Source organism: Neobacillus drentensis, assembly GCF_036965425.1.
Taxonomy (GTDB): Bacteria; Bacillota; Bacilli; order Bacillales; family Cytobacillaceae; genus Neobacillus; species Neobacillus drentensis_F.
In genome coordinates this window covers 1-10,731 of the sequence record NZ_JBALPP010000164.1, presented here as the reverse complement: position 1 = coordinate 10,731, position 10,731 = coordinate 1, and the positions used below count along the sequence as shown (strand labels likewise).

At 34.4% G+C, this 10,731-nt stretch carries 13 protein-coding genes and 1 pseudogene; 11 read left to right on the top strand and 3 right to left on the bottom strand.

The annotated features are described in order from the left end of the window. The first annotated feature begins 140 nt into the window (after window positions 1–140). The 4 genes and pseudogenes from V7161_RS28655 to V7161_RS28640 all read left to right on the top strand — a co-directional run bounded on the left by V7161_RS28655 (window position 141) and on the right by V7161_RS28640 (window position 3,194). A complete protein-coding gene (locus tag V7161_RS28655; RefSeq protein WP_335716189.1) occupies window positions 141–800 on the top strand; it encodes a type 1 glutamine amidotransferase domain-containing protein in 660 nt (219 codons plus the stop codon). Between the two features lie 97 nt (window positions 801–897). Beyond that, the gene (locus tag V7161_RS28650) at window positions 898–2,109 is read left to right on the top strand and encodes an MFS transporter (protein WP_335716188.1); all 1,212 of its coding nucleotides are present in this window, start codon (window positions 898–900) and stop codon (window positions 2,107–2,109) included. 62 nt (window positions 2,110–2,171) lie between these two features. Then, window positions 2,172–2,415: pseudogene (locus V7161_RS28645) on the top strand (MFS transporter); the annotation flags it as partial. 362 nt (window positions 2,416–2,777) lie between these two features. Further along, complete coding sequence (locus V7161_RS28640) at window positions 2,778–3,194, top strand: GNAT family N-acetyltransferase (protein WP_335716187.1); 417 nt, start codon at window positions 2,778–2,780, stop codon at window positions 3,192–3,194. A gap of 636 nt (window positions 3,195–3,830) precedes the next feature. Here the strand turns inward: V7161_RS28640 and V7161_RS28635 are convergent. Next, window positions 3,831–3,971 carry a YjcZ family sporulation protein gene (locus tag V7161_RS28635; RefSeq protein WP_335716186.1) on the bottom strand — a complete coding sequence of 47 codons (141 nt, stop codon included), beginning with the start codon at window positions 3,969–3,971 and terminating at the stop codon, window positions 3,831–3,833. Between the two features lie 33 nt (window positions 3,972–4,004). Further along, a complete protein-coding gene (locus V7161_RS28630) occupies window positions 4,005–4,115 on the bottom strand; it encodes a YjcZ family sporulation protein (protein ID WP_289983490.1) in 111 nt (36 codons plus the stop codon). Between the two features lie 64 nt (window positions 4,116–4,179). Between V7161_RS28630 and V7161_RS28625 the strand changes: the two genes are divergently transcribed. The 5 genes from V7161_RS28625 to V7161_RS28605 all read left to right on the top strand — a co-directional run bounded on the left by V7161_RS28625 (window position 4,180) and on the right by V7161_RS28605 (window position 8,184). Further along, window positions 4,180–4,395 carry a hypothetical protein gene (locus V7161_RS28625; protein WP_335716185.1) on the top strand — a complete coding sequence of 72 codons (216 nt, stop codon included), beginning with the start codon at window positions 4,180–4,182 and terminating at the stop codon, window positions 4,393–4,395. 159 nt (window positions 4,396–4,554) lie between these two features. After that, window positions 4,555–5,166, top strand: a complete 612-nt coding sequence (locus V7161_RS28620; protein WP_335716184.1) for a LysE family translocator — start codon at window positions 4,555–4,557, stop codon at window positions 5,164–5,166. Window positions 5,167–5,279: 113 nt separating this feature from the next. Beyond that, window positions 5,280–5,765: a hypothetical protein gene (locus V7161_RS28615; RefSeq protein WP_335716183.1), complete on the top strand. Its 486-nt coding sequence runs from the start codon at window positions 5,280–5,282 to the stop codon at window positions 5,763–5,765. A 245-nt stretch (window positions 5,766–6,010) separates the two neighbouring features. Further along, window positions 6,011–7,021: a DUF3231 family protein gene (locus V7161_RS28610; protein WP_335716182.1), complete on the top strand. Its 1,011-nt coding sequence runs from the start codon at window positions 6,011–6,013 to the stop codon at window positions 7,019–7,021. 977 nt (window positions 7,022–7,998) lie between these two features. After that, complete coding sequence (locus V7161_RS28605; protein WP_335716181.1) at window positions 7,999–8,184, top strand: DUF2187 family protein; 186 nt, start codon at window positions 7,999–8,001, stop codon at window positions 8,182–8,184. 236 nt (window positions 8,185–8,420) lie between these two features. Here the strand turns inward: V7161_RS28605 and V7161_RS28600 are convergent, their stop codons facing one another. Continuing rightward, the gene (locus V7161_RS28600; protein WP_335716180.1) at window positions 8,421–9,065 is read right to left on the bottom strand and encodes a YczE/YyaS/YitT family protein; all 645 of its coding nucleotides are present in this window, start codon (window positions 9,063–9,065) and stop codon (window positions 8,421–8,423) included. 184 nt (window positions 9,066–9,249) lie between these two features. On the opposite strand from V7161_RS28600, the gene V7161_RS28595 reads away from it, so the two are divergent. Next, window positions 9,250–9,867 carry an FMN-binding negative transcriptional regulator gene (locus V7161_RS28595; protein WP_335716179.1) on the top strand — a complete coding sequence of 206 codons (618 nt, stop codon included), beginning with the start codon at window positions 9,250–9,252 and terminating at the stop codon, window positions 9,865–9,867. A 246-nt stretch (window positions 9,868–10,113) separates the two neighbouring features. Continuing rightward, the gene (locus V7161_RS28590) at window positions 10,114–10,713 is read left to right on the top strand and encodes a dienelactone hydrolase family protein (RefSeq protein ID WP_335716178.1); all 600 of its coding nucleotides are present in this window, start codon (window positions 10,114–10,116) and stop codon (window positions 10,711–10,713) included. The last annotated feature ends 18 nt before the right edge of the window (window positions 10,714–10,731 follow it).

The following is a 10,731-nucleotide window of genomic DNA, read 5'->3' as shown; positions in this document are numbered from 1 at the left end:
ATGATGTTTTTCGTTACAACTTAAATTATTATCTATAAATATTTTTATCATTAATATATAAAAACATAATTTGTTTTATATATTTTCAGGTAGTAGAATAACGTTTGTAACAAACAAATCTTATTTAGGAGGTAATGATAGTGTCAAAAAACATTTTAATGGTCGTTACTAATTATACAGAAATAAAAGAAGGCAAACCGACTGGTATTTGGTTATCGGAGTTTGCTGAAGCATATATTGAATTCACAAAGAAAGATTACGAGGTGACAGTGGCAAGTCCTCTTGGAGGAAAAAGTACAGTTGATCCTAGCAGTATAGATGAAAATACACCACTAGAGATTTTAGATACAGTAAAATATTTGCAAGACACCCTGAAACTTGACGATGTATCCCATGAACGTTTCGATGCTATTTTCTTGCCAGGTGGTCATGGAACTATGTTTGACCTTCCTGATAATCAAAAACTTCATGAATTGTTACGTGATTTCTATGAAGGGAACAAGATTGTTGCTGCTGTTTGTCACGGTCCAGCAGGATTGATTGGTGCGACTTTATCTAATGGTCAGCCGCTTGTTGCTGGTAAACGTGTCAATGCTTTTACTGATAGAGAAGAAGCTGATACAGGTTTGGGACAATTTCTACCGTTCTTATTGGAAAGTAAAATCCGTGATTTAGGGGCTGTTTTCGTCGCTGCTCCAAATTGGTCGACTCATCATGAAGTAGATGGTAACTTGATTACAGGTCAAAATCCTCAATCCACTTTAGCAGTAACCAAAGCAGTAATTGAAAAATTAAGTTAAGAATTATGGAGGTTGATAGAGGAAATATCAGCCTCCTTCTTTCAGTAATTCAACTTTCGTAAAGAAAGGTTGTAAATATTAATAAGGAGGGTTCAATATGGGCTCAATTAACATAAATCAAGATTCATCAAATATTGCCACTCAAAAAGGCTCAACGGCAGCTTTATATGCCCTCACTCTAGGAGCATTTGCTATTGGTTTAACTGAATTTATTATCATGGGTTTGCTTCCAGAGGTGGCATCTAGTCTAAATGTCTCAATCTCAATGGCTGGAATGCTAGTAACAGGTTACGCTCTTGGGGTTGCTATTGGTGCTCCAATTATTACAGTAGCTACAAATAAGATGAAACGTAAGGAGCTTTTAATTTTTCTAATGATTCTCTTTATTGCAGGAAACTTGTTAGCTGCTCTAGCACCGAATTACACAATACTTATGATCGCACGTATATTGGCCGCTTTGACGCATGGCTCATTTTTCGGAGTGGGGTCAGTTATAGCGGCAGAACTAGTCCCAAAAGAAAAACGTGCAGGTGCAATTGCCATTATGTTTACAGGATTAACATTAGCTAACATTTTAGGCGTACCATTTGGAACATATATAGGACAAGCATTTGGATGGAGATCTACATTCTGGTCAATTACGATGATCGGTATTATCGCTTTACTTGGAATCTTTTTACTGGTGCCAAGGGTTGAAGCTGCCCAATCCAGTTTGAAACAGGAACTTGGGGTATTAAAACAACCTGCTGTTCATATTGCACTTTTAATGACGGTGTTTGGGTTCGGAGGAGTATTCACAGCCTTTACTTACATTTCACCAATATTGGTAGAAATTACAGGCTTTGCACCTAAATCCATCTCATACATTCTTGTATTATTTGGTGTTGGGATTACAATTGGCAATATTTATGGAGGAAAATTAGCAGACCGAAAACTACTGCCATCACTTCTTGGAATCCTTGTTTTGTTGGCGATCATACTAGCTGTGTTCAGCATTACGGATCAATATAAAATTTTCACTCTGATAATGGTGTTTATTTTTGGTATTGCAGCATTTGGTACTGTCCCTGGGTTACAGTTGCATATGCTGAATACTGCTAAAGAAGCACCTACTCTAGCATCTACGTTAAACATTGCAGCCTTTAACCTTGGAAATGCACTGGGTGCATTTATAGGGGGATTAGTAATTGATCTCGGAATTGGCGGAGGACTTTCTGCTGTTCCTTGGGTTGCTTCACTAGTCACCTTTGTTGGAATTCTTCTTACCCTATGGGGTACACATAAACAGAAAAGAGAAAATCAAGCTTGATTGCAAATTGGGCAAGGTACATCTTGCCCAACTATTAATATATTTAAACTGTTTTCTTAGCCTATGCATCTTATTGTATCAGCTTCGGTATGCCTTTGGTGACAGCCGCATCGCTCCTTTCATTTATGGGGGTTTTTGATTTAGTAGGAAAAACCCTTTCTAGTTGGTTGTCAGATCGTTTTGATAATAAAGCAGTAGCAGCGGTCCTTGGTGGACTAATCTATAAAATATTCAATTCTTACACTTGGATTTTTCTTGGCAGGAATATTTTGCTTATTAGCAAGTTTATTTGAAATTGTAAATTAAAAAGCAAACAGTTGTGATAATCATTAAAGAGGATACTTTAAAGATATAGCATTAACAATCCTAGCCCTGATTCAACGGGGGCTTGAGTTCAATAAATAAAGGTTGCTGTTGCTGCGGCAGCCTTTTCCTTATTCGACTAGCGTAGCAATTTAGTGGAAGAGGACAGATTAATCTTTATTCAACAATTGGACATTTAATGGAGTAAGAGGTTGCATGAACCCCAACTTTTATATGCAGCATCAATCACAATTGAGAGAGCGTATTAATTGACCTAGTAAAACATCGCAAAAAAAGGACTTGTACACCTGAAAAGTGAATTATATATTTAAATATAAATATGTTTTGAAGGGAATGAAGCATACATGAATTACAATATCATCTCAACACTAGATGAACAACAAATCATAGAACTCTACGAATTATACCAACAAGAATGGTGGACAGAAAACCGAAAGTTTGAAGACGTGTTGGTAATGCTTGAAAACACAGACATCCTTATTGGAATATGTGAAAATAAAACTAATAGACTCATTGGTTTTATACGTGTTCTTTCAGATTTTGTCTATAAAGCCTTAATATTCGATGTTATTATCCATGAAGAGTATCAAGGAAAAGGTTTGGGACGAATATTGTTAGATCAAATAACGATACACCCTAAACTTCAATCTGTGCAACACTTTGAATTGTATTGTAAATCTGACAAAATATCTTTTTATGAAAAATGGGGATTCACTAAAGAAATTGGTGATATTAACTTCATGAGAAAAACCGTCAAATAGCAAATTTTCACTTCCGATAACTGAAATTATGTGAAATAGGCAAACAAATAACTGTGCTTTTCTTATTCCTCGATATCAGCTAATAGAAGATTTGTTGATTATTCGAGAATCGGGGTCTTCTCTTGAATAAGAAGGCGTCTATTTTGATACGCCCCTACACATTAAGGGATTAGATTCTGTTAAGGGAAAAAATTGGAATATTTTCACTTAAACTAAACCAGCTAATAGTTTGTCAACATTTTTCAATGTGCTTGAGTTTAATATCCATGTTCCTGCTGGAACTTTACCTTATGATCGCTGCAGCGGTCACTTTTTTGTTGAATTATGTAAGGGGTTTATTGAAAAAATAGGTACAATGTCATATTTCGGAAAGGTGTTTTGCCTTCGGTGCATGAAAGCCAGATAAAAAAGCCCTAAAAAACAAGGGCTTTTTTATTTTGAAAAAAATGAGGTTGGATGCTTCTTTTTAATTAAGGCTCTTTTCGTAAAATATGTTGTTTTTGGAGCCTAATATGGTTCATTTACTAAGTTTAAAGGCAATTTTCGCAAAAGTGCTTACGAAAAGATGCCACGACGTTTTTAGTTATACGGGTTAATAAATTTATACGAAAAACAACTATTTATGCGATATTTGCCTTAATAAAAGATAGTTGCTCCAATGATAATTAATAAAATGAACAAGACAACGATTAAGGCAAAACCTCCGCCATAACCAAAGCCGCCACCGTAACCGAAGCCACCACAGCCACAGCCGCCAAAGCCTCCATATCCGTACATAAATGACCCCTCCTTTTAATGACTATTATTTAATTAATAAAAGCCGCCGAATCCTCCGCCCATAAAGGACGCTCCTATAATAATAAGAAGGATGAACAATACAACGACTAATGCAAAACCTCCACCAGCTCCAACACCGTCCATTTAATAACCTCCTTTACATCTATTCCATACAAAATATGACTAAATCTAAAAGGTGTCAGGGCTTTTGCGAAATACAAAAGCCCAATCTCTACAATTCATTACAAGAAACTGGATGATGTTGCGAAATAAAGACTTATCGAGATTGGTTGCTTCGGCAGCCCTTTTTCTTGTACCACAAACGAAGCATATTAGTTTAAGTTGGATTTGGAGGATTTTAATAAAAGTTAAGATCCTCCCGAATCATGAACTCCGTGAAGGGGATATCAGGATTTTTGGTTGATTGAATACCATAAATGAGTAATTTTTATTGAATGGGTGCTTATGTTAAAGATCCAGCTGCAATTGAAGGCAACTTTTTTTTGTGCTTCATAGCAGGATAGCGTAACATATTATACACTACAATAAATTTTAGATATTTTATTTGGAAGGATACCCACCTATGGAGATTCTTGTGTTTTTGAAAGGTTTAGTTATTGGTTTTTCTATTGCTGCACCTGTAGGACCTATTGGTGTCCTGGTTATTAAAAGAACATTAAGTCAGGGGAGAATATATGGAATTGTGTCGGGTGTTGGGGCAGCATGTGCAGATGCCGTTTATGGACTTATTGCAGGGCTTGGTTTGACCTTTATTACAAATTTTTTTATAGGATACAAGTATTGGTTTCATTTAGCAGGGGGAGTATTCCTCTGTTATTTAGGAATAAAAATAGCAATATCTAAAGCATCAGAAAACCCTGCACGAGTCCAAGGTCAGCATTTATTTGGGGATTATGCTTCAGTTTTTCTCCTTACTTTGACAAACCCTATGACGATATTATCTTTTGTTGGCATCTTTTCCGGATTGGGACTCTCTCAAGCTAATGAAGGGTCAGTGGTCACTTTGGTTTTGGGTGTATTTTTTGGTTCAGGAATTTGGTGGCTTATACTCTGTTTTGTTGTAGGGCTTTTCAAGGAAGCTTTAAAAAAACACACCTTAATTTGGATTAACCGATTATCAGGTCTTATCATTTTTTTATTTGGTATTTATTCATTTTGGGGTTTATTGCACTAACGGGGAGTTGAAGAAGAAAGAACACCCAGGTGCATATTTAACTTATATTGGCGAATGCAATAAAATATCATTTAGGTAACCCTATTTCTTATAAAAAACACGGGGTGAATCCTATGAAGAAAGTAACGTTAATGTTAGTTGTGATATTTTTCCTTATTGCTGGAAATGCATCTGCTTCTAACATCATGAAGTCAGAAAAACCTCAAATTATGTCAGTGGGAAAAGAAATAGAAGTGAAGGACCAGGCTACAAAGATGTTTATATATGACACAATGCAGGTATGGATGCGTCATAGCTTAGTGGATTATTATCATAATAAATATCATGCAGACTCCATAAGTTGGGGAGGGCCTAAACCAGAAGGTATACGCATTTGGATTAGGCAGCTTGGACCAAGTGAAAACGATGGAATATACACCCATCTTATAAAAGTCTCTTTACAACGTGATGAATTGATTATTAATGATAAGAAAAAAATAAAAACAGAAGATTCATTTACTTATGTGGTTAATGCAGGTTTACTTTCACTTTGTCCTGAATCAGGTAAGTCTGAAAAAGAATTTAAATTAATCAATTCTGATCATAAAGTGCGACCATAGCTGGTTGCACTTTTATTTATTAAAGTTTAGACAAAAGTTAATGATTAATAAGAACGGGGCAGTTTAGTAATAGTTGCATTCCAAGTTCAATTTCAAATCCAAATGCCTGTAATAATGCTACTACAAGGGTGTGCTCTCATTATTAGGTATGCAAGGCAGCGTTTTACATGAATTAATTCACTAATCTTTTACATAATTAGTAAATTGCCGTGAAAAATAAAAAAAAAGCTTGGAGGTTAATTCTATTGGCCCTAACAAATCCTTTAAGTGCATCAGAAGTGGGAACACTTTGGTTAACTTATCAAGAAAAAACATTGATTCTCAGGATCTTAGAATATTTTTTTGAAAAGGCAGATGACCCACGGGCTAAAAATATTACGGGCGGTTTGTGGGAATCACTTAATTCTTATGTTTTAGAGATGGAAAAGATATTTCTAGACCAAGGAATTGTGAAGCCTGTTGGATTTACAAAAGAAGATGTGAACTTAGAAGCACCTAAGTTGTATGACAATGGATTTGATATTATGTTTGTTCGTATTTTAAAAGAAGTTAGTATGGGAATGTACACTATGAATATGAATATGGCTTACAACAACCAAGTGATGAGGCTTTATGAGGGACTCACTTCTACCACTCAAAGAATTTATATGTTAGCTACTCAATATTTACTTGAAAAAGGGATTCTGTCTCTTCCGCCAAAATCGACCATGCCAAAGTCAACTGAGTTTATTAAAAGTAAAAGTTATATGAGTGGTTTGAACCTCTTTGATCCAAAGAGGGCTTTGAATGACCTAGAACTGGGTATACTTCATCACGCAGTAGAGTCAAATAATATTGGATTGCAGCTTATTACAGGATTTGCTCAATGCTCAAAGACAAAAGAGGTTAAAGATTACTTCGTAAAAGGAATAGAACTTAGTAAGAAACAAATAAAAACATTTCAAGAAATTCTTTTAGAGAGCAATGTTCAGTTTTCCACTACTTCGGGAAGTACGGTAACAACTTCAACCATTCCCCCATTTTCTGAAAAACTCATGATGCATTGTGTTTTCCTTCTAAATGGGTTTTGTATGGTAGGGAGTAGTTTTGGGACTTTTTTTACTTTAAGAAATGACATTTCTTTAAAAACTGCATTAATTGCAAAGGATATATACTTCTACGCGGATGAAGGAATTAAAATTAAGATTAAACACGGATGGTTTGAAGAACCACCACAAATGGAGGATCGGGTTCAAATCATTAATAATAATCATTAAATTTTATTTTTAAACGAATAATAAGACTGGTGTTATTTTTTAACACTAAACTTCAATGTGGGAGGATATACTTTGAAAAAACTTATTTGCTTATTTTCAGCTTTAATTACATTATTAATTAAGGCAGCATTCCTATTGGATAACATAAACCATAGGTTGAATTATTTAAGAGACTCTTTGCTTTTAAGAAAGTCTTCAATATTAAGAATGCAACCTGTCACATAAGCATTAAGTATCCCGAAGTATTATATTTACTCTACATTGTTATAAAAAGGCGAGCACGTTTGTGTTTGCCTTTTTAATTCTAGCAAATTTAACAGCTCGAAAGAGATTCTGAGTGGCGTTTTGTTAGCTTAAATATTGTGAAGGTTTTCATTTAAATTATCCGGCTGCGATACTTCAATAACGAGGGATCGCTTTTTCTTTTTCACGTAGCTAAGCAGCATAAGTTAAACAAGAAAATCAATTATAATAAAAGCATAAACGATTAATTTCTACTTATTTTAAGTTAGAAAAACATTGGAGAATGATATGCAATTTACATTATTTCTCGAAGCAAGCTTTAGATAACTTTAAGAGGTTTTCTGCAAATTATAATGTTAGTGTGTCTGTGTCTAAAAGTAGAAGAATATTGGAAGATTGATGATATGTATATGGCATTATTTGAAGTTAATAAATCATCCGAATGTAATGTGAAAACAATGTTGAGTAATATTGCATCTAAATGGTTGGAATTTCCCGATGAATATTTAGCTTCCAAAACTACGGATGATTGTGAAATTTATATTCCAAATCTATATATGATAACGCTTAATATGGATGATTAAATAGCACTTCCTTAATAAGCTATCGGGTGCTTTCGTTAAGCAAAGGGTTCCTCAAGCAACCTTCTTTTTTTCGCAATAACTACAGGTGGTTTATTAATTGTTCCTGCATTTTTTTATCTCTGCTGAAAATAATAAGTTCGAGGTGATAAAATGGCAACAGCTAAAATCGGGGACAATATTATATTTAAGCGTGAAGGGAAAAGCCATGAAGGAATTGTTACAGTTGTAAGAGAAAATTCTGTTATTGTTAAGTACGGATACAATAAAGAAAAAGACGAACCAATTACAACCATAGTCAATCATAAAAATTATAAAATTACTAATGCAACTTTGTGAAAAAATAGACTTTAAATTGGGCAGCAAAAAGGACTGTTATTGGCAGTCCTTTTTTATTATTTAACTTACGGGGCAGGCTAATTTAACTACAATACTTCACAAAGTTAGAGAATAAAGCCAACTTCACTGGAATCATCTTTTCTGGTACTCATTTAAGAAGCCCTTCTAACGCTTCGAAAGTAGGTCTCTGTATGACTCGAGGTGTGAAGGAGCGGGTTAGAAAAACAAAAACCATCCTATATTGAATGGTTTTTACCTTTATCATTATGAGATGATGTACTTGAGTGTGTTAATACGCGCTCTAATACTTTTTTAATAACAGGCATAAAGAAATTCAGTATTAGCCCCCCAAAACAAACGGTTAATAAAGTTCCAACGCCAATGGGTCCATTTAAAATCCATGCCATGATCAAGAATACAAGGTAAATCAATGTTCTTGCAAAAAATATATTGGTTCTAGTTAATTCTTGTATGATTAATGTTAAGCGGTCAATTGGAATCGGTGTAAGGTTTGTGTGCAAATAGGTTGCCGTTCCTAGTCCTATAACAACTAAGCCGATTCCAAAACAAACAACTTTGCTGTACCATAGTTCAAGTGTTATCAAATTGGTCAATAAAAACAGCCACATATCAATACCGATACCCGTTATAAAGGCTGTTAACAACCCCAAAACTTCGGGTCTTTGTCTCTTTAACAATGAATTACAACCGATCAATATAAAAGCTAAGATGATTTCCCAACTCCCCACCGTAAGCCCCACATTTTGGGACAGTCCTACCAAAAGCGCATCAAAAGGTGAAGTTCCAAGGTCAGATTGTATTGTGAATGAAATACCAAGAGTTAATATGAAAATTCCTACTACATAAATAACATATTTCACTTAATTCGACCCCTTTACTATATTTTTTATTGCAAATGCAACAAAGTTAGGTTAAATTTAACATATACTATTATTGTTGTATTTGCAACAATAATCCGTGCTAAGTATGAAGAAAATTCTAACCGAGAAAGGGAAAAAGGTTTATCTTTTATAAAAAGAAAATTTTTTTGAAAGGTGGATTAAGATGTATATTCCTAAATATTTTAAGGTCACAGATGTTGAGGAAGTTTGCGATTTTGTTCAAAAAAACTCTTTTGGCACGATAGTTACAACAGTAAAAGGGAAACCAATTGCCACTCATTTGCCTTTGAGATTCATTCAGAAAGGTGATGATTACTATCTTACTGGACATATGGCTTATGGAAATCCTCAGTGGAGAACATTTGAAACCTGTGAAGATGTGCTGGTAATGTTTCAGGGACCGCACTCTTACATCTCTTCTTCTTGGTATGGGCATGAAGAGGTACCAACCTGGAATTATCAAGCCGTACATGTATATGGTAAAGCAATCATTTTAGAAAAAGACGAATTAATCGAAGAATTAACAATCATGCTGCAAAAATATGAAGAAAATCGTGAAAATCCTGTTTTATGGGATAAACTTTCACCTCAGCTCTTAGAAAGTGAACTGAAAGGGATAGTTGGATTTAAGATTAAGGTGGGGGAAATTCAGGCTGCCTATAAATTAAGTCAGAACCGAAATGAAACGGATTATCATAACATTATTAATAAATTACGAAATGAAGGAAATCCAAATTCAAAGCAAATGGCAGAACTGATGAAAAAGAGATTAAGAAATTAAATATAAGCCCGCTTTTATTCAACCTTAAGATGGAAGAATTAAAGAATGGAACGGAGCTGTCATATTGGCAGCCTCTTTTAAAATTGTGAAGGGATGTACTTTTCTTAACGGATGCTAGATTTAAAGAGGGAATTGCTTCGGCAATCCCTTTTTTTGTTGTGCTAACGGATCAGGATCGTCCAATAAGAAATGATATAATTTCTATATGTTTATATAATGGTAGAATCACTTTTAAGGGGGATAAAAATGCTTCGGATACTGAATAAATCAGGAAATTTGATAATCGTGATACACGAAATCTATGGCATTAATCAACATATTAAGAATTTTTGTGATGTATTATCCAAACAGGACTTTGATGTGATCTGTCCGAACTTATTAGAACGAAAACAACCATTTGATTATTCTGAAGAGGAGATTGCTTATCTCAATTTTATGGAGAATGCAGGGTTCTCTAATGCTGTACATAAAATAAAGAATTTATTATTAGATGTTAAAAATAAATACCAAAAAATATTTATTATTGGCTTTAGTGTTGGGGCAACTGTTGCTTGGCTGTGTAGTGAGGAAGAGTGCCTTGATGGGGTTGTGGGATACTATGGTTCGAGAATTAGGAATTTCATGCAAATAGAACCAATATGTCCTACTATTTTATTCTTTCCTCAAGAGGAACAATCCTTTTGTGTGGATGAGTTAATTTCAAATTTAGCTAAAAAGAATATAGAGATATATAAATATTTTGGACAACACGGATTTAGTGACCCATACTCGACAAAATTTAATGAAAAATCATCCCAAACCGCTTTCAATGAAATGCTAAACTTCATAAAGAAAAAAATTGATTAATTAAAGCAAACTGGATAT

What these genes read in the sequence shown, in the direction of transcription:
- V7161_RS28650 (WP_335716188.1), top strand. Translation starts at nt 898, where the DNA reads ATGGGCTCAATTAACATAAATCAAGATTCATCAAATATTGCCACTCAA.
- V7161_RS28640 (WP_335716187.1), top strand. Translation starts at nt 2,778, where the DNA reads ATGAATTACAATATCATCTCAACACTAGATGAACAACAAATCATAGAA.
- V7161_RS28635 (WP_335716186.1), bottom strand. Translation starts at nt 3,971, where the DNA reads ATGTACGGATATGGAGGCTTTGGCGGCTGTGGCTGTGGTGGCTTCGGT.
- V7161_RS28630 (WP_289983490.1), bottom strand. Translation starts at nt 4,115, where the DNA reads ATGGACGGTGTTGGAGCTGGTGGAGGTTTTGCATTAGTCGTTGTATTG.
- V7161_RS28620 (WP_335716184.1), top strand. Translation starts at nt 4,555, where the DNA reads ATGGAGATTCTTGTGTTTTTGAAAGGTTTAGTTATTGGTTTTTCTATT.
- V7161_RS28615 (WP_335716183.1), top strand. Translation starts at nt 5,280, where the DNA reads ATGAAGAAAGTAACGTTAATGTTAGTTGTGATATTTTTCCTTATTGCT.
- V7161_RS28605 (WP_335716181.1), top strand. Translation starts at nt 7,999, where the DNA reads ATGGCAACAGCTAAAATCGGGGACAATATTATATTTAAGCGTGAAGGG.
- V7161_RS28595 (WP_335716179.1), top strand. Translation starts at nt 9,250, where the DNA reads ATGTATATTCCTAAATATTTTAAGGTCACAGATGTTGAGGAAGTTTGC.
- V7161_RS28590 (WP_335716178.1), top strand. Translation starts at nt 10,114, where the DNA reads ATGCTTCGGATACTGAATAAATCAGGAAATTTGATAATCGTGATACAC.